Genomic DNA, 23,964 nt, shown 5'->3' with positions numbered 1-23,964 from the left:
GGCGACAAAGTAACTGCACAAACTATACAGAAATACATCCAATATCAAAGAGCAGAAGAAGACAGACGCCAGTTAAAACTTGACTTTTAAGATACCCCGCAGCTTGCTGCGGGGAGTATGTCATTTACCAAACCTTGCATCATCAGATAAAAAACTTTATAAAAAATCTGTATATGTCTTGATTGACGAACTAAAAAGATGTAAAATACTAAATGCCCAATATCTTGTAATTCATCCGGGTAGATATTCAAGCGGCGATTTTGAAACCGGTATAAAAAACATAATTGCTGCAATAAATTTTGCATTCTCAAAAGTTAAAAACAAAACAATGCTTCTATTAGAAAATCTGGCTGGCGGGAAAACGGATATCGGATGGCGATTTGAAGAACTCCGTCGGATTATTGATAATATAAAAGATAAAAAACGGCTTGGTGTGTGTTTGGATACATCTCATTTGTTTGCTGCTGGTTATAGAATTTCAGAAAAAGGTTTTGGCGAAACAATAAACGAATTTGATAAAATAGTTGGACTTAAATATCTGAAACTTTTGCATCTGAACGATACTCCAAGCGAACTTGGAACAAAAATTGATCGGCATGCCCATATCGGTGAAGGCAAAATTGGGCTAACCGGTTTTAAGACAGTATTAAATCATCCAGAACTAAAAAAATTACCAGGGATTATTGAAACCCCGCGTGGTAATGCTATATCTAACGATAAAAAAAATCTGGATATACTCAGAAAAGTCTCAAAAGGATAAAAACTCAATTAGTACAATTGTACTAATTGAAATTTCTAATGCAGTTAACGGAGGTAGACGATGGTTGATTTTAAGCGGGTTTTAAGAAGTGCGGAATCGGGCATTATGAATCTTTTAAATGTTTTAAAAGAAGATCCTATCTATGGCGGACGGCTAAAGAACATTAATTCAAAAGAGATGGGATTTGAACGCCGAAAATTTCATCTCATACTTGAAATTGGCAGAAAAACATATCGGCTGTTTCTTCAAAATAAAATTACAGAACCTGAAATTTTGTATCTTTGTAAAAAACTGAAAGCAATTGATACCCAATCTAAAATCTATCACGGCACAGAAAGAAGATTCAAAAAAAGAGAAACAGAACAAATGTAAGCAAATGCTTACATTTTAATGGATCTAAAAAATGAACTCGTTGATTGTCGGAATATGCGGGATTGTTTTGTTGATTATTGGCTATAAGTTTTATGGTAGCATAATTGAAAAATTATGGGGAATTGATAAATCAAGAAAAATGCCATCAGAAACGCTTTATGATGGTGTGGATTATATTCCTGCGAAACACTGGACGATACTTTTCGGACACCATTTTTCATCAATCGCTGGTGCTGGACCTATTATAGGACCGGTGCTTGCCTGCGCGTATTTCGGCTGGTTACCAGCATTGTTATGGATAATTTTAGGCACAATCTTCATCGGCGGAGTGCATGATTTTTCAGCACTGATTGCCTCTGTGAGAAACGAGGGAAAATCAATCGGTGATATTACTGAAAAAGTAATGGGTAAAAAAACAAAAATCATTTTTTCTGTTTTTCTATTGCTCGCTTTAATTCTAGTAATCGCTGTTTTTACCGCTACAACTGCACAGACGCTTGTTGGCGAGCCCCAAATAGTTGTTCCTACTTTCGGGCTTATTTTTGTTGCTATTTTAACCGGCTGTATGATTTATGTATGGAAATTGAATTATCCGCTTTCTACAATTACTGGACTCGCACTTTTGGTTGTACTTCTGGTTTTAGGTAATGCACTGCCCGTAATCGTCAGCAATATAAAATTCTGGATGATTGTGCTTTTAATATATTGTTATATTGCCTCTGTTATTCCTGTGAATATTCTTCTGCAGCCGCGTGATTATCTGTCTGCATTTTTGCTTATCTTTGGCTTACTTTTTGGATATGCTGGGCTGATAATATCACATCCGAATATAAATACTCCTGCATTAACTGGTTTTAATACTCGTATCGGTAATCTCTGGCCAATGATGTTTGTCTTTATCGCCTGTGGTGCTGTTTCTGGATTCCATTCGTTGATTTCATCAGGCACTACTTCTAAACAAATCGCTATCGAGTGCGATGCTAAAAAAATTGGATACGGTGCAATGGTTACTGAAGGCGTGCTGGCAATTCTTGCGCTTTTATGTGTGTGTGCTGGGCTTTACTGGACCGGTGCTTCCTGCACACCGCAACTTATTTATCCTGAACTGATTAAGTCAGGTGATTATATTGGTACATTTGCTACCGGATACGGTGAAATAACAAAAAATATCTTTGGTTCTTCATTCGGAAAATTTATCGCTATTTTGATATTGAATGCATTTGTAATAACCACACTTGATACCGCTACAAGAATTACAAGATATATCGCAACTGAACTTTTTGGTGAAGGGTTTGGTATAAAAATTTTCAAGAACAAATACTTTTCAACTTTAGTTGTGGTAGCACTATCAGGCGTTCTGGCATTCAGTGATTGGAAAAAAATCTGGCCTGTATTCGGCGCATCCAATCAGTTAATTGCAGCACTAGTTTTGATAGTTATCACAGGCTATCTTTTTAACTTAAAAAAACCAATCAAGTATACCTTGTATCCTGCGATTTTTATGTTTCTGACAACTGTTTCTGCATTAATTTATCAGACGGTTCAATTTATCAAACAGGGTAATTTTTTACTCGCTTTTATCGGACTGTTTCTTATCATTTTATCTGTTTTTGTTCTCACAGAAGCTCAAACAAAATTCCGACATATCTACCCTCTTAAGCGAAATTAATGATATGTTATGTACCTCAAAATAAAAAAATTCAAAAAATACAAAGAGTGCTTGACAAAATAAAGGTTTTTTGTTATATTATTTGTAGTCATGCTCCGATAAATCGGAGCACGCTCTAACTTTTAAGGAGAATCTATGCTAATGCTCTCACCTGAACTCTCTCTCTCTCTCTCTCTCTCAAGAACTATGCCTGAATAATTCAGAATTAAGAATTGAGAATTTAGAAGTCATTGCGAACCCTGATGGCAATCTGGGTGAAGCAATCTCAACCAATAAAAATAATTCTTTTGTAGTCGCAGACCTTCAGTCTGCGTTTTTGTTTTGTAATGGCAGGGCTTGTTCCCGTTTTTTTGTAGGTGTGCTTTTTAATCTGCTTTGTAATTCAGGATTTAGAAAATTCGTTATTAAGGTAGTGTTTAAAATTTTATGAAAGAAAAAAAACAATTCAATCAGAACAAATCAATAAGACTACTTAACATTTTTGTACTTGCTTTTCTATTTTTTTATTTTATTTCCTTAATAAAAGCAAATGGCACTGAAATAAATCCTGCAACATTTGAATATATCCATAAAAAATCGCTCAACATATTAGAATTATACAAACACTATGAAGCGATGATACAAAAATTCAATCCAAAATTCTTATGCGATGTTAGTATGATTACTCCGGGCATCTTTGCTGAGGATATTATTTTTGTTATTCCCACAACAGTTGGTTCATGTAATATAAACGTAGAACAAATGGATTTTGGATTTTATTATAGATGGGGAATGAAATATTTTTCTATGGCTCTCTTTTTCCTAAATCAAGGTGTTCGCTTGATAGTTCCTGAATATGAACTTCCTTCTTATTATAAAAATATATACGATTGGTCGGAAGTTAATGATTTGATGGGGTTAAGGTTTATTATCAGCAAAAATATTATTTTCAATTTTTTTATTTTGGGTGGCTGGTCTCCTTATATTGTGACAGCTCCTGACGGAAGTAAACAGTTTGGAGTATATAAAGAGGATGGTAAATATTATTCAAATGTATATAAAGAATCAAAAAGCTTAGTTGATTTCTATTTATATGGTTATGAGAATAAAGCTTTATATAATTCTACTGAAAAGAAACTTGATGTATATAAAGGTGCTAAATATATTGGGAAGAAACTAACGGTTAGTTATAATTATTATAGGAATGAAAATACACATCAGGCCGGACTTGGATTTGGAGACCTTACACTAAACGAATCTATTTCAGTTAATTCAGCTATTTTTTTCAATATTTATAAAAAAGATGATTGGTTCAGTTTAGATTATGTTTTATCTAAACTGAGAATTAATTTTTTAAGACCTAAACATAAATATATAGAAAAATTTGGAAAAGAAATAAGTTTCTATGTTGGGTCGAATATTGGAGTATCTTATTCAAAAGGTTTATTTGACGAGGGACTAATTGGTTATTCCGGGGATATAGCTTTTGGTGTATCTACATGTGCATTAACAATTAGCTTTTCAAAAAACTATCATGAAATGTTATATCGGTTACCTCTAAAGAATTATGCCCTGAGATGTATAAATATTAGATTAGGATTTTAGTTTCAGCAAATAAAATAAAAAGGTATTTTGTGCCAGACTTCAGATGAAATGTTAGACTTTGAAAGTTGAAAAAAGGAAAGATGTTTACTTTAAAAAACAAAAATCAAAAAAATATTTTTTTGTTGAGTATCTTTACATTTATTATTTTTGAAATAATATTTGCTGAAAATAATATAGAGACAACTTCTATATTACAGGACTCATCTATAAAATTAATTGATTACTATCAAAAATATATTTCCACCATTAAAGGCCAAACTTGTAGATTTAATCCTACATGTTCCAATTTCGCTAAAGAATCAATTTTAAAATTTGGCTTTTTTACAGGTTTTTTAATGGCATCGGATAGATTACAAAGATGTAATTATTTTGGTGAATGGGGAAACGACCCGGTTGAAAAACATTATATTTTTGCTAATCTTACAAATGAAAAAAAAGATGACTTTAACTTAGTGGAGAATCAGAAATTAAAAACTATTTCTGTTGAGCCTAATTTAGATTTGGCTGATAAATTATTTTCTGATGAATGTTATGATTCTGCTTTGCTTGAGTATACAAGATATGTTCATTATAATCAAAATTCAAAATTTCTTAATTACTCATATTACAAAATTGGATTATGTTATCTAAAAAAAAGTGATTTTAAAAAATCTAAAATATATTTTGAACAATGCACAATAGACTCATATGAAATTTATTTAGTATCCCAATTAGCTCTGGGTAAAATTTACCTTGATACAAAAGCATACCATTTAGCACGAAATAAATATTTTGAAATCTGTAATGATGAAAAGTATCCCAAAATTGCTAAAAAAGCAAAACTTTTGTATGCATGGAGTTATGTAATGGAAAGACGCTGGAAAGAAGCAAACGATGAATTTATACAATTAAGAGAAAAATTTACTGAACCAGCGGAGAAACAAGTCATTGAAAGGATAATAAATGAATTAAATGTAGTAAATAAACTAAAGAAAAAATCGCCAACAAAAGCCGCTCTATTTTCCTTAATACCTGGGTTTGGTAAAATCTATTCCGCGAAAATAGCCGATGGGGTATTCTCTTTTTTCTTAATTACTGGTTTAGGATATTTGGCTTATGATTGCTACACCAAAAATGTATATCCCTCGGCAGTCATTTGGTCATTATTTACATTTTCTTTTTACACCGGCAATATTTATAGTGGTGCTGATGCAGCTATTAATTACAACAGTAATAAAGAAAAAGAGTTTATGAATAACCTAAAAAGAGAAATTGAGCCATTAATTGAGTGGAATAGAAATTCTTGTGGTAGTTACCACAAAAAAAGGAGGACGTGATGAGTAAAAATGGAAAATACTGGGAATTATTGACGGTTTTGATTTTTATATTCGGTTTTTATGGTTATTCTTCAGCCGAAGAAGGAACAGAAAAAGTTGACGTATCGGAAAGAATGTCAAAATTTTATAAAAATGCATTTCAGACAGAAAAAAAGAAAGTAAATAATATCAAGAAATTAGCTGTTGTGGTTAATTCTACTGTATACTCTTATCCAGTCACTGAAAGTGAATTAGACTGGATTCAAGAAGAATTTATAGCACAAATAAGAGAATTAAAATTGTTTACTTGTGTTGATAAAAAGGAAATACTGATTCAGATTAGTAGCTCTACCGTTCAAAGCCTTTCCTCACCATTGGTGGTTGAGGAAAGAAGTAGCCAAAAAAAAACTGATTATTATGCTGGTGGACAGTATGCATATTCATCTGATATGCATTTTTCTGAAACTGAGATAGTTGATATCAATTTTAATACAATTCAGCCAAACGAACTCTTAACTTTCAAAGAAAAACTTGGTGCCGATGCTGTCTTAATTATCTGGGTCTGGAGGTCTCGTTGGAAGGCGGTTACTCTTGTAGATAATATTAAGGGATATGTAGACGCAATGCAAAAAGGATACGAAACCCCGGGAGGATTAGGGCCAAGTTTGGATTTCAATCCTTCTAACAGAGTATGTCTAGCTGCACAGATTTTGGATACAACATCAGGTGAAACAATTAGTACTGGGTTTGTAGACGGTGAGTCAGGAATAGAAGTAGACCTTAAGAAACCAAAGTTTTTTGGGACATGTGCTTTACTAACTTTCACCGGAGGTTTGGCATTACCTTTTCTGGTTCCTGGCTGGTCATCTTCTTATGAGGAAGATATGAAGATTGATTGGGGAGATATAAATAAACCTAAATTGAAGGTTCCTCAATTGAAAGATGATAATGAATCTAAAAATTTAGTACTTAAAGCTGGAGTAAGAAAAATATTAAATGGAATGATATTAAAATATAAGTATCAATAAAAATTAATAAGAGAAAATTGGGGTGATGAGATGAAAAAATGTTTAATTATTATTATGATTATCTGTGGAGTTTTAGGGAAAATTGAAAGATGTAAAGCAAGTGGACTTTATCCAGATGTTCTTGACTCAGATGAAAGAAGTAAACTTATCTGGGGATTGTCAACTATGGATATAAAAATTGTTAAGAAAAAAAATCCTTATTTAGCTGCACTCTGGGCAATTTTGCCTGGTGGTGGATGCTTTTATAATGGTAAAGTAGGTAAAGGAGCAGGTTACTTATTAACCGGTGGCGGATTTGGTTTCTTGTATGTTTGGAGCATCTACGATTCCTATATGACAGCCATCTATATAAATGAAAAAGCTACATTAGATTTGATAGAGCAAAAAAAAATTGAATACAAGAAAAAAGAAGAACAAACTAAAAAACTCGAAGTATCAGATGAGGAGAAAAAGTCAAAGATGCGCGAGTATTTTACAAAAGGTCAACAGGCATTTAGTAATGGTAACTATGAAAAAGCAATAGAATTCTATGAGAAAGTATTAAAAATTGACACCAGACATCAACCATCAATAGAAAATATAAAGAGGGCAAAAGAAAAATTGAACGAAAGTAAAAAATAAAAAAAGAAAAAATCTATATAAAATGACATCAAGAAATAGTGAAGACGGTAAAGAAATGGGAATGGAGGGAAATGGTGCCTGAGAAATGGTGAAATGGGGTGAAATGGTGGTGAAATGGTGCCTGACTTGTGAAATGGTGCCTGACTTGAAATTTTCAAACTTGTGTGACAATGACAATAGATTTCGTAGCAAGATAAAATGATACACTGATTTTCAGAATGGCAATTCATCCAAGAACCTGTCCCAAATTCTGTTCCAACGCCGGGCTGGGGTGGTAATGGTCACCCTGCCATCTGTCTTTTTACAATAGCAAAACTTTGTTTTGCAGACAGGTGGTAGGGTCATTTTTTTATTGACTTTTTAGGTTTTTTTGCTATAATTTTTGTTATGAAAACCCTCAACGAAATCAAAAAAATAATACAAGCACATAAAACTGAATTGCACGACAAATATAAAGTCAAAAAAATTGGTGTTTTTGGTTCATATGTCAGGAACACACAAACCCCAAGAAGCGATATTGATATTCTGGTTAGTTTTAACGAGGCCATAAGCCTTCTAAAACTAGCGGGATTGGAAATATTTCTGGAAGATATTTTGGGGGTTAAAACGGAAGTTGTCCCAAAAGAAGATATCCGACGGGAATTGAAAAAAAATATTTTACGGAATGTGGTTTATTTATGAAACGGAAATATATTCTTTTTATTAAGGATATATTAATTCTACTTCGTTAAGTTGAAATTGTCATTGCGAGGTGGAACCGAAGCAATTTCGTCTTTAGTATTGAGATTACCACGCCTTCGGCTCGTAATGACACCTTATTGAATATCCCATCAGTTAAAGATACACTTAACGAAGTAGGGTTAAAAAGATAAGAATCATTAGAGTCATAAATAAAATTACAAGAATGACTGAGATGGTGACAGCCATTTTTTTTGTTTGCAATTTTTGGCATTTTTGAGTATAATTTAAGATATGAAAAAGAAAAGGTGGTTAGTGCTTTTTGTTTCTATATTTCTACTTTTTTCTGGATTCCAGATAGCACCATTCGGGAATGATATTTCGTGTCAACTTTTTACCTGCCTTTATACACAGGGATTTCCGAAATATGACGATACAAAAGTGCTGCCAAAAGAAGCACAGTTTTATGAAAAACTACCGAACGATTTTGTGAAATGCGGGCTTTGTCCGTGGCGATGCACAATCGCACCTAACCAACGAGGTGTCTGTAGAACCCGAGAAAACAAAGACGGCAAACTTTATACACTTACATATTCTCGACCTTGTACAATAAATGTTGACCCGATAGAAAAGAAACCATTTTTCCATTTTTTGCCGTCGGAAGCAGCATTCTCTATCGCAACTGCCGGCTGTAATGTCGGATGCAAATTCTGCCAGAACTGGCAGATTTCTAAAATTATGCCTGATGAAAGTTCGGCGCTTTATATCACGCCTGAAGATATTGTCAGAACTGCTAAAAAAAGTGGCGCAAAGGTTATCGCCTATACATATACAGAACCAACAGTTTTTTACGAATATATGATTGAAATTTCGTCATTAGCAAAAAAAGAAGGACTGAAAAATGTGGTTGTCTCATGCGGATATATCAATCCTGAACCTCTGAAAAAACTTTTGAAATATGTTGATGCTTACAAAGTTGACTTAAAATCGTTCAATAAAAAATACTATGAAGATATTGTCGGTGCGCAACTTGAGCCTGTTTTAGAAACAATAAAAACGGTAAAACAAGCCGGTGTTCATTTAGAGATTGTGTATCTTGTTGTGCCTACGCTTAATGATAAGCCCGACGAAGTGCGTCAGATGGCAAGATGGCTTGTAAAGAATATTGGAACAGATGTTCCACTACATTTCACACGATTTCATCCGGAATACAAAATGCTGAATTATCCGACAACACCAGTTTCTACCGTTGAGAACTTAAGAAAAATTGCAATGAATGAGGGACTAAAATATGTATATGTTGGTAATGTTCCACCGGGTAACGAAGGTGAAAATACATACTGTCCGAAATGCAAAAAACTGTTAATCAAACGGCTCGGTTTCTATGTAGACAAGAATAATGTTGTTAACGGTTGTTGTAAAATCTGCGGTCAGAAAATATACGGTGTCTGGCAAAAATAATGTTTTCACGTTGTCGCTAACTAGAAAACATAAATTGATATGAATTTGACTGTTTGGGTAGAATTATTTCTTGCAGGGCTCGGGTTTGGTTTCGGTCCCTGTTTTTTATTTTGTGCACCTGTTATTTCATCGTATATTTTTGCAAAAGGGCTTAATCATAAAGAAGGGCTAAAATGGGTGATTGTTTTTTCTATTGGTAGAATTGCTGCCTACAGTATTTTGGGTTTGGTGGCAGTTGCTTTTGTAAATACAGTCGGTATCCAAAAAAATATTTTTAAGCAGACTGCAGGTATTCTAATAATTTTATTGTTACCGTTATACGAATTTGGTAAAGAGAATATAAAATTCTGCAGTTTTATTCATAGATATTTTAATAATAAAACCCAAACAGGCAGTTTGTTGCTCGGTCTTTTTATCGGGCTTACACCTTGTATACCACTTATCGGTATTTTAACTTATATAGCGTGTAAATCAGCAAATATTTTTTATGGATTTCTTAACGGACTGGTATTTGGACTCGGAACACTTTTTTCACCACTTATACTTCTGGGTATATTCAGTGGTTTGTTGGCAAACTTGGCATTAAAATTAGGAAAGTTATATCTGGTGTTCAAGTTAATCGCGAATATCATTCTCGTTTATTTTGGTATAAAACTTATTTTATGGCATTGATATCACTTTTTTTGCTTGGGTTTGTATCGCTTGGTTACCAGATTCTGCTTCTGCGTGAATTATTGGTTGTTTTTTTTGATAATGAATTGGTAATCGGTATATTTATCGCAAACTGGATGCTGATAGTAGCGGTTGGTTCATATATAACAGAGCGTGGCAGAGTAAAAATTGAAAATGCAGATAAGTTACTAAAAATTTGTGTTTTACTGACGGCAGTTATTACACCATCTGAATTACTCGGAATACGGGTTGCAAGACATCTTACCAATAAAGCACCGACGGAAATGTTAGGGTTAATCCCTGTGTTTGTTATTTCGTTCTTAACTGTCGTTGTGATTTGTTTTCTTTTTGGTAGTTGGTTTGTGTTATCAGCCCAGATATTCCGACAGCGAAACTCGGCTGGCATAGTATATGCAGTGGAAACATCAGGTGCAGTTTTTGGTGGATTCATAACGAATATAATTTTGATAAAATATCTATCTGCATTCCAGATAAGTTTGTTTTTTTCTGCTTTAATTTTTGGGTTTCTGATATTCGCATCGTATAAAAAATTTTTTCTTTTTTGGATACTTGTATTACTTGGCATCATATTTTTTCATTCTGAAACTATTGATAGATTTTCGTTTTCACAACAATGGAAACCATTTGAACCTGTTGAGACAAAAGATTCGTTTTATGGCAGAGTAACAGTCCTAAAAGCAGGTGATACCGATTACGATTTTTACGAGAATTCAACTAAAATTTATTCTACAATACCATCTGTACAAAATGAAGAAATAACACATATCCCGTTGGCACTGGTACCTTCGTGCAAAAATATCCTGTTGCTTGGGGATGCTAATAATGAGATAAATGAGTTGTTGAAATATAAAATAATAAAAATTGATTATGTTATTTCTAATCCGGTTTTTTTTGAAGTATTAAAAAAATACTCGGCTGATTTTAATAGCCTTAACTTGAAAGTTCATCTTGCAGATGGCAGATTTTTTGTCAAACAAATAACTGAAAAATACGATTGTATTATTCTCAATATCTCACCGCCGCTGACAGGTCTTGCTAATAGGTATTTTACAAAAGAGTTTTTTGGTGAATTAAAAAAAATATTATCACCTGATGGCATCTTAATATTCCCGCTTTTATCATCTGAAAACTATATGTCTGATGAGCAACGGTTTTTATCCGCATCTGTTTTTAATACTGTAAAAAGCGTCTTTGAATACTGCGAAACAGTGCCTGCATCATATAATTATTTTTTATGCGCTGCTAAAAAAATTGAGATAATTCCAGAGATATTAAAACGGGAATTACAGATACAAAAAATTACAACAAAATATCTTACACCGTATTATCTTGATTATATTTTGAGAAAAGATAGAGTAGAAAAACTGGCTGATTGGATTTCGTCTAAAAAAGCATTCACAGGGTTGAATTATGATTTTCAGCCGCTGTGCTATCTTTATGGTTTGAGATACTGGCTTTCGTATTTCAACAGCAGATTGGTATCTTTTTCACCTTCTATTACTCGCTGGCTTGTTGCTGTTTTGTTTTTTAGTTATATTTTTCTGGTTCTTTTTTTTGTAAAAATTAAAAAATTACTATTTGAATCTGCGCTTGTTGTTATCAGTTTTCTCGCTATGGTGTTTGAACTGATTCTAATTTTTGCGTTTCAATCGGTCTATGGCTATATTTACTACCAAATCGGACTGCTGTTTTCGTTAAATCTTTTAGGAATTGGAACTGGCAGTTATGTGGGCGGAAAAATGTTTAAACAAGAAACACGCGTTAAGACAATAAAAAATACAATGTGGTTCATTATTCTGTATTCTTTAATTTTAGGTTCCTTGTTTAAAATTGGAATGACCATTCCATTATCAGTTTTTTATGTCTTGGTATTTATAGCAGGACTGTTTGTAGGACTCATATTCCCGTTAGTAACAACAAAAGAAACCATTGGTAAGTTCTATGCGCTGGACCTTTTAGGCGCATTAGCTGGTTCTATATCAGCAAGTTTGATTTTTGTTCCACTAATTGGCACGATAAATACTTGCTTTTTTGTTGGGTTAAGTTTGCTATTGACAATTTTAATTATTTTTGTAAAATAATATTAACTCCGAGTCTGATTGCTTAAGTTACGGCAAATTGTAATATAGCATTAGACCGATAGAGTATGGCTGGAAACGGCTATGCTTCCCTTCAGGGAAGGAGATTTCCTATTATGAGGTTGTTTGGAAGAAGGTTCCGGTTTTTGTCTTTTACAATCGGGACTTTTTTATTTGTAAAATTGGGTTTAGGCAGTATAGAAGCAAAACCGAAGCTGGTTCTTGCATCAACCACTTCAACTCTGGATTCTGGATTGTTTGATATACTGATTCCACTATTTGAAAAAAAATATAACTGCAAAGTAAAAATAATTGCAGTTGGTACAGGGCAGGCGATTCGGCTGGCAAAAGACGGCAATGCCGATGTTCTTTTGGTTCACGACAGGATATCAGAAGAAAAGTTTGTATCTGATGGCTATGGTACAAAACGGCTGGATGTAATGCACAATGATTTTTTCGTTATTGGTCCGAAAAATGACCCAGCGGATATAAAAGGATTGACAGTATTAAATGCATTCCAGAAAGTATCTGAAACAAAACCATTTTTTATTTCACGCGGCGATGATTCAGGAACACATAAAAAGGAATTAAGTATCTGGAAAAAACTAAACATAAAACCGTCGGGAAGTTGGTATATTGAAAGCGGAACAGGTATGGAAACGACATTAAGGATTGCCAATGAAAAAGTAGCATATACCTTGTGTGATAGAGCAACATGGCTATCTCACAAAAAAGAAGTGGATGCATTGGATATTCTTGTAGAAGGTGACCCTGTATTGTTTAATCCATATTCTGTAATTGTTGTTTCACCGTCAAAACATCCGTGGGTAAAATACGAACTTGCCAAAAAATTTGCTGATTTCATAAGAAGTTCTGAAGGACAAAACATTATCAAAAATTATGGAATTGATAAATTTGGAACTCCTTTATTTTTTCCCGATGTGATAAAATAAAGGAAATTTAATAAGAAATGGATAGTTGCTCATTTAGCTAAATGAGCAAATGAGCAAAAAAAGGGGCGGTATGAAAAAGATTTTTTGGATTACGGTTTTTATCGGTTGGTTTTCAAGATTGGTTTTTTGTATGGAAACAGATACAAATGCAGTAGAGGATTCCCCAAAAATCAAACCGACCGGTTTTGCAAGTGTAAGATTTACGGTTGATACCACAGCTGGAAATAAAGACGGGTTTACAATTGCCCAAGCCCGTTTCGGAGCAAAGGGAGATATAACAAAAGATGTGGCTTTTTCGTTCTCGCTTGAAGGTACGAATACGGATACAAACAACAACAAAACACTTTATGATATATATCTGGATGTCAAATCAGTGCCTTATTTTACACTCCGTTTAGGACAGTTCAAGTATAAATTTTCGCTTGAAAATGTGATATCTGATGCGGATTTAGAACTGATAAACAAATCTGATGTGATTAGTAATTTAGTTTCACCGACAAGAGATATCGGGATTGAACTATCGCGCGAGTTTTCTTTTTCATCTGTAAAAGGCAACATTTTTGCAGGTATTATGAATGGTAGCGGGTCAAATCAGTCAGATGAGAATGACAATAAAATGGCTGTTGCTAGATTGGTTTTTAGTCCGGTAAAAGGGCTTAATCTCGGTAGCTCTTATTATGATAGTGCAATAAGCACAAATACATTTAACAAAGATAGAATTGGATTAGAGATGAAATATGAAGTAGAAACTTTATTATGTAAAGCCGAATATATTCTTGGTCAAGATGATTCTATTTCAGAAGGTAAAAAAACTACAACTAAAAAAGAAGGATATTATATTACAATCGGTTACACAATGTTTTCTTCCTGTGTTTTGCTTGCTCGGTATGATGTATGGGATTCCAGTTTGAAAACTATCGGCAAAAAAAACAGCAGATGGACTTTTGGTATAAATTATTTTCTTGATAAGAATGTTCTATTAAGAAATAATTACGAACAAAAAACAGAATCGCCGTCGGTAAAAAACGATTTAATAATGACACAATTACAGGTTAAATTTTAATGGAATATATTTTTGAAGGTATCAGACAGGGATTACAACTTTTGTATCCGCCTAAAAAAGAGATTTTAGAAATCGTTTTTATTTCTCTGCTTGTCTCTGGAAGCGCCACCATCATAGCGAGTTTTTTCGGGATACCCATCGGTATTTTTGTTGCATTAAAAGAATTCAAATTACGCCGTTTCATTATTGGGCTTTTTAATACTTGGCTGGCGATTCCCGCAGTTGTGATTGGGCTTTTGGTTTATATTTTTTTATGCCGGAAAGGTCCGCTTGGTGTTTTCGGATTTCTGTTCACACCTTACGCAATAATCATTGCCCAATCCATTTTAGCGCTGCCAATAATAATTGCATTAACAGTTTCAGCATTAAAAAATATCGCAAAAGATATTAAAGATTTGGCATATTCGCTTGGCGCAAGCAGATTACAGATGGCTTTAACAGTAGTTAAAGAACAGAAGTTTGCCTTTTTGACAGCGATTATCACCGGTTTTTCAAGAATTATAGGCGAAACAGGGATGACGCTTATGGTCGGTGGAAATATCAAAGGCGCAACAAGAGTTCTTACAACTGCAATTTCGCTTGAAACAATGAAAGGCAATTTTGAATTCGGAATCGCATTAGGTGTCGTTCTTATTTTTGTCGCGCTTATGTTAAACATAATTTTACAAATAGTTCAAGGAAAATAATGAAAATAGAGATAGCAAATCTTAGTAAAAAAATCGGTTCTGCTAAAGTATTAAAAAATATAAATCTGCTTTTTGAATCAGGTAGTACTAATGTAATAGTTGGACCTAATGGCGCTGGTAAAACATCGCTTTTAAGACAGATTGCGTTATTAGACAAGATTTGTAATGGTGATATTTTTTTTGATAACCAATCCGTCTTAAAAATGTCAGCACAGACCAAACTACATCTTCGTAGAAGAATAGGGTTTGTTTTCCAAACACCTGTAATTTTAAGTGGAACAGTTTATGATAATTTGGTTTATGGGTTAAGAGTCAGCAAGAAGAAAATTTACAAAAATGAAATAGACACTATACTTACTAAAGTTGGTTTATCCAAAAAAAATCAACAATACGCAAAAACACTATCAGGCGGTGAAAAACAGCAGCTATCATTAGCAAGAGTGCTTGTTTTACATCCTGAGGTTTATATTTTTGACGAACCAACTGTTAATCTTGACCCTGGAAGCGTAAAAGTGATTGAAAATACGATTTCCGAATTATCAAAACTAAAAAAGACAATCGTGTTAACTACACATAATTTGCGACAAGCACGAAAGTTCGGTCAAAAAATATTTTTTATGAATAATGGTAAAATTATACAAAAGGGCACTGTTGACGAAGTTTTTAATCAGCCAATATCTGTTGATATAGCAGAATACTCGTTTGCAGAAAATATTTTTAACGGAAAAATTACAACAGAAAACGGTCAAAAGTATTTCTTAAGCAATGGTATTAAAATGAATGTTGTTGCTGATGACAATATATCCGAAGTTTCAGCAGTTTTACATGCTGAAGATATTTTTGTATCAAGAATGCCGTTTAAGTCCAGTGCCCGAAATTGTTTTAACGGAAAAATCAAAAAAATAGAAAATATCGGGGCTGTATATAATCTGGTTGTAGATGTTGCAGGCACAGATTTTGAGACGGTAATAACTAAACAATCGTTAGTTTCTATGAATCTTAAAACTGGTGATGAAATATACCTTACATTCAAGGCGACATCCGTACATTTGATAAAAAACAGTTAGCCAATGTAAGCAAATGCTTACATTTTGAATTTATGAAACTGATAGACAATTTTGGAAGAGTAATTGATTATCTACGGATTTCAGTTACAGACAGGTGCAATTTAAGATGTGTATATTGTATGCCAAAAGAAGGTGTTGAGAATATTCCATATAATGAAATTCTTCGTTATGAAGAAATTCTGGAAATTGTTGATGTTGCAATTTCGCTTGGTATAAAAAAAATTCGGATAACAGGCGGCGAGCCACTTGTAAGAAAAGGGCTCATCCCGTTTCTTTGCGAATTGTCGCAGAGAAAAGTAGATTTTTCTATTACTACAAATGGGATTTTACTTGGTGATTTTGCAAAAGACCTGAAGAAAGTGCGTGTCAAAAGAATAAATGTAAGTTTAGATACTCTTTCAGAAAAAAAATTTTTTCAAATCACACGAGGTGGTAACATAAAAAAAGTAATCAATGGAATTTTGAGAGCAAAAGAAGTAGGTATTGAACCGATAAAAATAAACACAGTAGTTTTAACAGATGCTAATGAACAGGAGATAAAAAATTTTGTTGAATTTGCAAAAACTAACGGACTTGTTTTAAGGTTTATAGAGCATATACCTTTTGTAAACAATCAGAAAACAAATTTTGCCCAATTTGAACAAATGTTCAAATCAAAATACAAACCCAGTGCAGTAAATATTGAAGGATTTGGTCCTGGCAGACATTACAGAATTAACGGTGCAATAATCGGTTTTATTTCTTCTATATCCCGGCCATTCTGTAAAAAATGTAATCGGTTGCGTTTAACTGCCAACGGCAAACTGCTACCTTGTTTGGGTTATCCAACAGAAATTGATTTGAAAAAAGCGATAAGAAGGGTAGGAAAAAAGAAAAGCAAAGAAATAAAAAATTTATTTCTGGATGCTGTCTCAAAAAAACCAGAAAAGCACTTGTTTAATCAGCCCAAAGATTGTATGAATATAAAAAGTATGATTAGTATAGGAGGTTAGTATGAAAGCTTTTACAGACTTCACACACCTTAATAAAAAAGGAAAAATGCAAATGGTTGATGTTTCTCAAAAAAAAATAACTTTAAGATATGCCAGAGCGGAAGGGACAGTTAAAATGTCAGTGGATGCAGTAAAAAAAATCAAAAAAAACGAAATCCAAAAAGGTGATGTGCTTACAACCGCAAAATTAGCTGCAATAATGTCAGCAAAAAATACAAGCAGTTTGATTCCACTTACTCATCCGATAAAAATTACTCATAGTGATATGCAATTTTTGTTCTTAAAAAATGGAATAAAAATGATTTCTGAAGTCAAAGCGGTTGATACGACTGGCTGCGAGATGGAAGCGATAACGATGGTAGCGGTTGCAGGGCTTACGATTTACGATATGATAAAAGCGGTTGATAAAACGGCTAATATAACAAATATTTATCTTCTTGAAAAAAGCGGTGGAAAAACCGGATATTGGAAAAGAAGCAAGGTTAAAAATGTAAGCAAATGCTTACATTTTCTGGGATATGCAAGGCAAAATAATTTCAATAAATATCAGTAAAAAAAAAGGAACCGTGAAAAGACCAATTAGAACAATTGCTCTAATTAGAAGAAATTGGGGTATTGTTGGTGATGCCCATTCCGGTAGTAATCGGCAGGTTAGTTTTCTCGGTTGGGAAGTAGTAGAAAAATTCAAAATTCAAAATTCAAAATTAAAAATTAAAATAAAACCAGGTGACTTTGCGGAAAATATAACAACTAAAGGAATTGACTGGACAGAAGCAAAAGTCGGCAACAAAATAATTATTAAAAAAAATGTAAGCAAATGCTTACATTTGCCGGAATTACAAATTACTCAAATTGGTAAAGAATGTCATTCCGGTTGTGCTATAAAAAAATTAGTTGGGAATTGCATAATGCCTAAATCAGGCGTTTTTGCAAAAGTATTATCAGGCGGTAAAATAAAAACAGGCGATAAAATAGAGGTGAAGAATGATTAAAATCGGTATTCTTACCTGTAGCGACAAGGGCTCAAAAAGTGAACGGACAGACATATCAGGACCTTTAATCAAAAAAATGGTTAAATCAATGAAAGGCAAAGTAATAAAATATGAAATTGTGCCTGACAGTAAAAAAATTATCTCCCAAAAATTGAAGGAATGGTCTGACAAACTGAGACTTGATTTAATTTTTACGACGGGTGGCACTGGTCTTGCCTCGCGTGATATTACGCCTGAGGCAACGGAAGAAATTATTGACAAAAAAGTTCCAGGATTTTCTGAAATAATGCGATTAGAAGGTTTTAAGAATACTAAATACTCAATTTTATCAAGAGGTATTTCGGGATTGAGAAAAAAAACGCTTATTATCAACCTTCCTGGCTCGGAAAAAGCAGTCAGAGAAAGCCTGAAAATTATTCTACAGTCAATCCCGCATGCAATTGAAATTATTCATGGTAAAACAGAACACAGTTGTAAAAATGAAAAAAAGTAGTTGACAAAATAAGATATAAATAGTAAAATCAAAGCAGTGGAAAAAGTAAAAATTAATCTTGAGAAATGCAAAGGCTGTTATTTGTGTATTTCAGTTTGCCCAAGTGAATGTCTTAAAATTTCTGAAAAGATAAACAAACTTGGCTATAAACCTGTTGAATTTATCAATAATGAAAAATGCAATTCCTGTGGGTTTTGTTTTCTAATGTGTCCCGATGTAGCAATTGAGGTTTACAAATGAACAACGATAAAATTTTGATGAAAGGGAATATTGCACTTTGTGAAGGTGCAATTGCTGCAGGTGTAGATGCATATTTTGGTTATCCAATAACACCACAAAATGAAGTGCCTGCCTATATGTCAAAAAGGATGGTGGAACTTGGTCGGGTTTTTATCCAATCAGAAAGTGAGCTTTCAGCAATCAATATGGTTTTTGGCGCAGCAGTTTGTGGAAAACGAACAATGACAACGTCATCTTCACCTGGGATTTCGCTGAAACAAGAAGGCATCTCGTATCTTTGTGCTTGTGAATTACCTTGTCTGATTGTCAATATTCAGCGAGGTGGACCTGGTTTGGGAAATATAGCAGGAAGTCAGGCAGATTATTTTCAGGCAACAAAAGGTGGTGGGCACGGAGATTACCGAATGATTATTTTAGCACCGTATTCAGTAAAGGAACTATATGATTTTTCATATCTTGCGTTTGATTTAGCAGATAAATACAGGAATCCTGTTATGATACTATCTGATGGTGTTGTAGGACAGATGATAGAGCCGATAACGACTGTTCACGAGTTCACGAGTTCACGAGTTCACGAGAAAAATTGGAAACTAGATGGCTGTGCAGGACGGGAACCGAGATTTATTCGCTCGTTGATTATGGAAGAGGGTGAACTTGAAAAGCATAACTGGCATCTGAATGAAAAATATGATGAAATTAAAAAAAAAGAAGTCCGCTGTGAAGTTGATTTTATTGACGATGCCGAAATAGTTATTGTTGCTTTTGGAATTGTTGCAAGAATCTGTAAATCGGTGATAAAAAAATTAAGACAAGCAAATAACAAAATTGGATTTGTCAGACCGATAACACTATGGCCATTTCCTGAGAAAATTATTACAGAAATAGCAAGGAAAGCGAAAAAGATTCTTGTTGCCGAAATGAACATGGGACAGATGGTTGAAGATGTAAAACTTGCCGTTAATGGTATTTGTCCTGTTGAGTTTATAGGCAGACCAGGGGGAGGTGTTTTTGATGAAGAAGGAATTATCGGTAAAATCAAAAAAATTCAGATATAGAAAAAACAAGCGATGTGCTCGGGGCATTAAATTGCGATAAAACAATTTGTAAGCAAATACTTACATTTATTTATGAAAGCAATTTTTTTAAAACCAGAAAGTTTGACAGAAAAAACAAACAGTTACTGTTCAGGCTGCGGGCATGGTGTGATACATCGTTTGATAGCAGAAGTTATTGATGAATTAAATATACGCGAAAAAATAATAGCAGTAGCGCCTGTTGGTTGTGCTGTTTTTGCTTACTATTATTGGAATTTTGATGTAACCGAATCGGCACACGGTAGACCACCTGCGGTTGCGATTGGTATAAAAAGATGTCTACCGGATAGAATTGTTTTTACATATCAAGGTGATGGTGACCTTGCGGCGATAGGGACCGCTGAAATTGTTCATGCTGCCAATCGCGGTGAAAACATAACGACTATCTTTGTTAATAATGCCAATTATGGGATGACTGGTGGACAGATGGCACCGACGACGATTTTAGGACAAAAAACAACCACTACACCATTTGGCAGAGATGCCAAACGAGATGGCTATCCACTAAAGGTTTGTGAACTTCTATCCTCGCTTGACGGTGTTTGCTATCTTGAACGGGTTTCGGTGACAAGCCCCAAAAATATCATGCGGGCAAAAAAGGCAATCAAAAAAGCATTTCAAAACCAAATCAATAATCTTGGATTTTCATTAGTTGAGGTTTTGTCACAGTGTCCAACTGACTGGCAGATGACACCTGTTGAGTCGGTAAAATGGGTAGATAATGTTTTGGGCAAAACTTTTCCGTTAGGTGTTTATAAAAATAAAAAATAAAAATGTAAGCAAATGCTTACATTGGTTTGAACGAAATTATGTATGAAGAGATTATTATTGCTGGTAGTGGTGGTCAGGGAATAATGTTTTTTGGTACACTTCTGTGCAATGTTGCAGTATCCCAAAACAAATATACGACATTTTTTCCGTCTTACGGTGCTGAAATACGGGGTGGCTTTGCAAGCTGTTCTGTGATAATTTCAGATGAAGAAATCGGCTCGCCGATAGTTACTAATCCATCAATTTTGATAGTTATGAATCAACAATCGTTTAGCCGGTTTTCACCAAAAATAAAAAAAGATGGATTGTTATTTGTTAATTCATCACTTGTAGAGTCCTTTTTAGAAAATGCTATTAAGATACCTGCAACTGAAACAGCATCAGATATTGGCGATGTCCGTGTAGCGAATATGGTTATGCTTGGTAAACTTATTTCAACGACAACCCTTTTTCCTGTAGAAATTGTTACAGATATTATCAAAAACACTTTTAGCACTAGAAACAATTTACTGGATACTAATCTTACTGCATTTATGAGAGGAACAGAACTATGATAAGAAAAGCAAAAGTTTCTGATGTTAAAAAGATTCATAAACTTATTAACTTCTATGCCAAAAACGGTGAGATGCTACCAAGGTCTCTGAGTCAACTTTATGAAGAGTTACAGAATTTTTATGTTGCTGAAACAAACAAAAAAATTATCGGTTGCTGTGAACTTTTTACTACTTGGGAAGACCTTGCAGAAATAAAAGCACTCGCAGTATCTCCAAAATATAGAGGAAAAGGGATTGGTAAGTCACTTGTGAATATATGTATTTTAACTTCCAGACAACTTGGTATAAAACGGGTTTTTGCATTAACATTCAAGCCGGCATTTTTCCAAAAACTTGGGTTTAAAATAATTTCAAAAGATATCCTGCCACATAAAATCTGGTTTGAATGTGTTAAATGCCATCTATTCCCGAATTGTAACGAAGTGCCTGTTATGAAAGAAATTTTTTGAACTTGGAATAATACAGAAGCCCGATAACAGTTTTTGCATCTTCAATTTTACCCATCTTTATCCAATCCATCGCAATTTTTAAGTCAATAATTTCTGGCTTTATAAACTCGTCAGCATCCGGTTTTACATCTACCTTTTTGAGATTCTTAGCAACAAATATATGCAGTTTTTCTGTAGAGAATGCGGTTGATGGATAATAAGAAATCAATTTTTTTATATTGTTAGAAGTGAATCCTGTTTCTTCTTCAAGTTCGCGTTTTACACAGTTATACGGGCTTTCGTTTTTTACTGTTTTCCCAGCAGGAAGTTCATATGTTATTTTTTTTATAGGGTATCTGTACTGTTTCACAAGGACAATTTTTTTAGTATTGACAAATGGAATAACTGCTACTGCATTAGGCTGCTTGATGTATTCTCTTAATGCTTTCTTTCTGTTAGGTAAAATTACATCATCTGCAAAAAGATTAAGTATTTTGCCACTATAGATTTTTTTCTTTTTTAATAATTTCTCTTTCATCCTAAACTATTATATCAAATAATTTGACTTTTTACCATATTTTTTATAAAATGAGATTGTTGAAAAACCCTACCACAGAGACGCGGAGAACACAGAGGGAAAATCACAGGATTAAGAATTGAGAATTAAGAATTCTGTTTTTTCTGTGAGTAAGGGCACAGCATGCTGTGCCTCTACTGTGATTTTCTCTGTGCCTCTGCGGTAAATTAACTTTTTCAACGGTATCAAAATACTTTTTAGAATAGCGTGTGGATACTGGAGGTTTTGTATGATTATATTAAAAATGATTTGTGGAATTTTGCTGCTGTTTTTAGGTTTTGTTTATCTCTATAATCCCAGGATGGTTATGAAGATAAACTTCTATGCCAAAGAGTTTTTATTTAACGATACTTATATTCTTTTACATCGCAAAAAAATCGGTGCACTTTTTATATTACTTGCTATAATTGCATTTTATATGACATGGAGTGTATTACTACGATGATTGATTTTAATTTTTTCAAGAATATCTTTACAAAATTACAAAAAAAAGTTGGTATAACAACAGAAGTTGAACTTTTCGGCGATATTACAGATAATACTACAATTGTATGGTCTGAAGGCAAATTAGAAGATTGTTATAACACTGTATCACAGGGTATTGGACTAAGAATCATAAAAAACAGTAGAACAGGTTTCGCGTATACAAATAATTTCAGTGATTCTGTAATAGACGATTTAGTTTTATTAGCAGAACAAAACCGTGAACTGATGCCTGAAGATGAATATAATACTATAGCATCACCGACTAAAATTAATACTGAACTGGATATTAGTGATGAAACTTTTAGGAAGATTCCAATTGATAAAAAAATCAATATACTGAAAAATATGGAACGATTTGCCCTATCAAACAAAAAAATAAGAAGTATCGCAAAAGCAGGTTATTCAGAATCATCAGGCGAAACTTATATCGTAAATAGTAATAGGGTTGCATATATTTCTCGTGGGACATTTTTTTCATATGGAATTTCTTGTGTTGCTTCGGATGGAAGTGAAGGGCGTGGGAAAGAAGGTGAGTGTGGCGAAATTCAGGTTGGTGGAGAATCTACAATAAAAAGGATTTTTAACGATATAGATTTTGAAACAACAACCTCACAGGCAGTTAGAAATGCTGTTGACCTTTTAGGTGCTAAACGAATAAAGACAGGCAGTTATCCAGTAATTTTTAACCAAAATGTTGGCTGTGATTTTTTAGGATTATTTTCAGCCTCTTTTTCAGCATTTGCCGTCCAGAAAAATGTTTCTTTATTGAAAGAACGCATTAACCAAAAAGTATGTTCTGAAAAACTAAGTATTATTGATGATGGAACACTTACTAATGGGGTTGCGACTTCGTCGTTTGATGATGATGGTATCCCAACACAAAAAACAATAATTATTGAAAATGGGGTGCTTAAAAATTATATTCATAATTTATACACGGCTAAAAAAGACAATACCAAATCTACTGGGAATGCCTCAAGAGGTTATTCAGGGCTTTCGGTGCCGGAGGCTACAAACCTTTATATTCAACAAAGTGAAACAATTCTTGATAGTTTATTAAAAAAAATGGGTCGCGGGCTTTATATTACTGAAACAATGGGAATGCATAATGCTGATGCTGTTTCCGGTGAGTTCTCTGTAGGTGTAAATGGTTTTTATGTAGAAAATGGTGAAAAAAAATTCCCAGTTCACGGCGTAACAATCGCAGGAAATATTCTGGATTTGTTTGATAATATTTTGGATATAGGAAATGATTTAAAATTTTATGGAAGTATTGGTAGTCCTTCGCTGCTGATAAACCAGTTGTCAGTTGCAGGAGAATAGTTGAAG

28 protein-coding genes and 1 riboswitch are annotated in these 23,964 nt (G+C 33.7%); of the genes, 26 read left to right on the top strand and 2 right to left on the bottom strand.

The genetic code is table 11. The annotated features are described in order from the left end of the window. The first annotated feature begins 103 nt into the window (after positions 1-103). The 8 genes from AB1349_03960 (at position 104) to AB1349_03925 (ending at position 8,010) form a co-directional block, all read left to right on the top strand. Positions 104-760: a deoxyribonuclease IV gene (locus tag AB1349_03960; protein MEW6556493.1), complete on the top strand. Its 657-nt coding sequence runs from the start codon at positions 104-106 to the stop codon at positions 758-760. Positions 761-820: 60 nt separating this feature from the next. Further along, positions 821-1,132, top strand: a complete 312-nt coding sequence (locus tag AB1349_03955) for a hypothetical protein (protein ID MEW6556492.1) — start codon at positions 821-823, stop codon at positions 1,130-1,132. A 31-nt stretch (positions 1,133-1,163) separates the two neighbouring features. Further along, the gene (locus AB1349_03950; GenBank protein MEW6556491.1) at positions 1,164-2,801 is read left to right on the top strand and encodes a carbon starvation protein A; all 1,638 of its coding nucleotides are present in this window, start codon (positions 1,164-1,166) and stop codon (positions 2,799-2,801) included. A gap of 426 nt (positions 2,802-3,227) precedes the next feature. Next, positions 3,228-4,385, top strand: coding sequence for a hypothetical protein (locus tag AB1349_03945; protein MEW6556490.1), 1,158 nt, complete (start codon positions 3,228-3,230; stop codon positions 4,383-4,385). A gap of 80 nt (positions 4,386-4,465) precedes the next feature. Then, positions 4,466-5,701 carry a membrane protein insertion efficiency factor YidD gene (gene yidD, locus AB1349_03940; GenBank protein ID MEW6556489.1) on the top strand — a complete coding sequence of 412 codons (1,236 nt, stop codon included), beginning with the start codon at positions 4,466-4,468 and terminating at the stop codon, positions 5,699-5,701. Then, positions 5,701-6,708 (top strand): hypothetical protein, encoded by a 1,008-nt coding sequence (locus tag AB1349_03935; GenBank protein MEW6556488.1) that lies wholly within the window; start codon positions 5,701-5,703, stop codon positions 6,706-6,708. Before yidD ends, AB1349_03935 begins: the two co-directional genes overlap by 1 nt. 30 nt (positions 6,709-6,738) lie before the next feature. Then, on the top strand, positions 6,739-7,329 hold the full coding sequence (locus tag AB1349_03930) for a tetratricopeptide repeat protein (GenBank protein ID MEW6556487.1): 591 nt from the start codon (positions 6,739-6,741) through the stop codon (positions 7,327-7,329). Positions 7,330-7,716: 387 nt separating this feature from the next. Continuing rightward, positions 7,717-8,010 carry a nucleotidyltransferase family protein gene (locus AB1349_03925; protein ID MEW6556486.1) on the top strand — a complete coding sequence of 98 codons (294 nt, stop codon included), beginning with the start codon at positions 7,717-7,719 and terminating at the stop codon, positions 8,008-8,010. Between the two features lie 46 nt (positions 8,011-8,056). On the opposite strand, the gene AB1349_03920 is transcribed toward AB1349_03925, so the two are convergent. Beyond that, entirely contained in the window at positions 8,057-8,281 is a 225-nt protein-coding gene (locus AB1349_03920) for a hypothetical protein (GenBank protein ID MEW6556485.1), read from the bottom strand. 20 nt (positions 8,282-8,301) lie between these two features. On the opposite strand from AB1349_03920, the gene amrS reads away from it, so the two are divergent. From amrS to AB1349_03840, 16 genes are all read left to right on the top strand, one after another. After that, the gene (gene amrS / locus AB1349_03915; protein MEW6556484.1) at positions 8,302-9,468 is read left to right on the top strand and encodes an AmmeMemoRadiSam system radical SAM enzyme; all 1,167 of its coding nucleotides are present in this window, start codon (positions 8,302-8,304) and stop codon (positions 9,466-9,468) included. A 39-nt stretch (positions 9,469-9,507) separates the two neighbouring features. Further along, the gene (locus tag AB1349_03910) at positions 9,508-10,140 is read left to right on the top strand and encodes a sulfite exporter TauE/SafE family protein (protein MEW6556483.1); all 633 of its coding nucleotides are present in this window, start codon (positions 9,508-9,510) and stop codon (positions 10,138-10,140) included. Then, positions 10,131-12,242, top strand: coding sequence for a hypothetical protein (locus tag AB1349_03905; GenBank protein ID MEW6556482.1), 2,112 nt, complete (start codon positions 10,131-10,133; stop codon positions 12,240-12,242). The genes AB1349_03910 and AB1349_03905 overlap by 10 nt, the downstream gene beginning before the upstream one ends. Further along, a riboswitch (molybdenum cofactor riboswitch) is annotated at positions 12,237-12,361 on the top strand. Its footprint overlaps the gene before it by 6 nt. Then, positions 12,356-13,192, top strand: a complete 837-nt coding sequence (locus AB1349_03900; protein ID MEW6556481.1) for a substrate-binding domain-containing protein — start codon at positions 12,356-12,358, stop codon at positions 13,190-13,192. It overlaps the preceding riboswitch by 6 nt. Before the next feature lie 70 nt (positions 13,193-13,262). Beyond that, positions 13,263-14,255, top strand: coding sequence for a porin (locus tag AB1349_03895; GenBank protein MEW6556480.1), 993 nt, complete (start codon positions 13,263-13,265; stop codon positions 14,253-14,255). Next, on the top strand, positions 14,255-14,941 hold the full coding sequence (locus tag AB1349_03890) for an ABC transporter permease (protein MEW6556479.1): 687 nt from the start codon (positions 14,255-14,257) through the stop codon (positions 14,939-14,941). Before AB1349_03895 ends, AB1349_03890 begins: the two co-directional genes overlap by 1 nt. Further along, positions 14,941-16,008, top strand: coding sequence for an ABC transporter ATP-binding protein (locus AB1349_03885; GenBank protein ID MEW6556478.1), 1,068 nt, complete (start codon positions 14,941-14,943; stop codon positions 16,006-16,008). The genes AB1349_03890 and AB1349_03885 overlap by 1 nt, the downstream gene beginning before the upstream one ends. A gap of 32 nt (positions 16,009-16,040) precedes the next feature. Further along, positions 16,041-17,000: a GTP 3',8-cyclase MoaA gene (gene moaA, locus AB1349_03880; protein MEW6556477.1), complete on the top strand. Its 960-nt coding sequence runs from the start codon at positions 16,041-16,043 to the stop codon at positions 16,998-17,000. Position 17,001: 1 nt separating this feature from the next. Beyond that, positions 17,002-17,553 carry a cyclic pyranopterin monophosphate synthase MoaC gene (gene moaC / locus AB1349_03875; GenBank protein ID MEW6556476.1) on the top strand — a complete coding sequence of 184 codons (552 nt, stop codon included), beginning with the start codon at positions 17,002-17,004 and terminating at the stop codon, positions 17,551-17,553. A 13-nt stretch (positions 17,554-17,566) separates the two neighbouring features. Then, complete coding sequence (locus AB1349_03870; GenBank protein MEW6556475.1) at positions 17,567-17,992, top strand: MOSC domain-containing protein; 426 nt, start codon at positions 17,567-17,569, stop codon at positions 17,990-17,992. Further along, positions 17,985-18,485 carry a MogA/MoaB family molybdenum cofactor biosynthesis protein gene (locus AB1349_03865; GenBank protein ID MEW6556474.1) on the top strand — a complete coding sequence of 167 codons (501 nt, stop codon included), beginning with the start codon at positions 17,985-17,987 and terminating at the stop codon, positions 18,483-18,485. The genes AB1349_03870 and AB1349_03865 overlap by 8 nt, the downstream gene beginning before the upstream one ends. Positions 18,486-18,521: 36 nt before the next feature. After that, positions 18,522-18,725, top strand: a complete 204-nt coding sequence (locus tag AB1349_03860; GenBank protein ID MEW6556473.1) for a 4Fe-4S binding protein — start codon at positions 18,522-18,524, stop codon at positions 18,723-18,725. Further along, positions 18,722-19,780: a 3-methyl-2-oxobutanoate dehydrogenase subunit VorB gene (locus tag AB1349_03855; GenBank protein MEW6556472.1), complete on the top strand. Its 1,059-nt coding sequence runs from the start codon at positions 18,722-18,724 to the stop codon at positions 19,778-19,780. The genes AB1349_03860 and AB1349_03855 overlap by 4 nt, the downstream gene beginning before the upstream one ends. A gap of 72 nt (positions 19,781-19,852) precedes the next feature. Then, complete coding sequence (locus tag AB1349_03850; GenBank protein ID MEW6556471.1) at positions 19,853-20,590, top strand: thiamine pyrophosphate-dependent enzyme; 738 nt, start codon at positions 19,853-19,855, stop codon at positions 20,588-20,590. Positions 20,591-20,628: 38 nt separating this feature from the next. Next, the gene (locus AB1349_03845) at positions 20,629-21,144 is read left to right on the top strand and encodes a 2-oxoacid:acceptor oxidoreductase family protein (protein MEW6556470.1); all 516 of its coding nucleotides are present in this window, start codon (positions 20,629-20,631) and stop codon (positions 21,142-21,144) included. Then, positions 21,141-21,593 carry an N-acetyltransferase gene (locus AB1349_03840; protein MEW6556469.1) on the top strand — a complete coding sequence of 151 codons (453 nt, stop codon included), beginning with the start codon at positions 21,141-21,143 and terminating at the stop codon, positions 21,591-21,593. The genes AB1349_03845 and AB1349_03840 overlap by 4 nt, the downstream gene beginning before the upstream one ends. On the opposite strand, the gene AB1349_03835 is transcribed toward AB1349_03840, so the two are convergent. After that, entirely contained in the window at positions 21,574-22,110 is a 537-nt protein-coding gene (locus AB1349_03835) for an NUDIX hydrolase (GenBank protein MEW6556468.1), read from the bottom strand. The two genes, AB1349_03840 and AB1349_03835, sit on opposite strands and share 20 nt — an antisense overlap. 268 nt (positions 22,111-22,378) lie before the next feature. Here AB1349_03835 and AB1349_03830 point away from each other — a divergent pair, with 268 nt between their 5' ends. Beyond that, positions 22,379-22,594, top strand: a complete 216-nt coding sequence (locus tag AB1349_03830; GenBank protein MEW6556467.1) for a hypothetical protein — start codon at positions 22,379-22,381, stop codon at positions 22,592-22,594. Then, positions 22,591-23,958, top strand: coding sequence for a TldD/PmbA family protein (locus tag AB1349_03825; protein ID MEW6556466.1), 1,368 nt, complete (start codon positions 22,591-22,593; stop codon positions 23,956-23,958). Before AB1349_03830 ends, AB1349_03825 begins: the two co-directional genes overlap by 4 nt. Positions 23,959-23,964 lie beyond the last annotated feature (6 nt).

The sequence above is a fragment of the Elusimicrobiota bacterium genome (assembly GCA_040757695.1).
Lineage (GTDB): Bacteria > Elusimicrobiota > UBA8919 > UBA8919 > UBA8919 > JBFLWK01.
The sequence above is the reverse complement of the archived record's forward strand: the minus strand, read 5'-3'. Positions and strand labels throughout refer to the sequence as shown.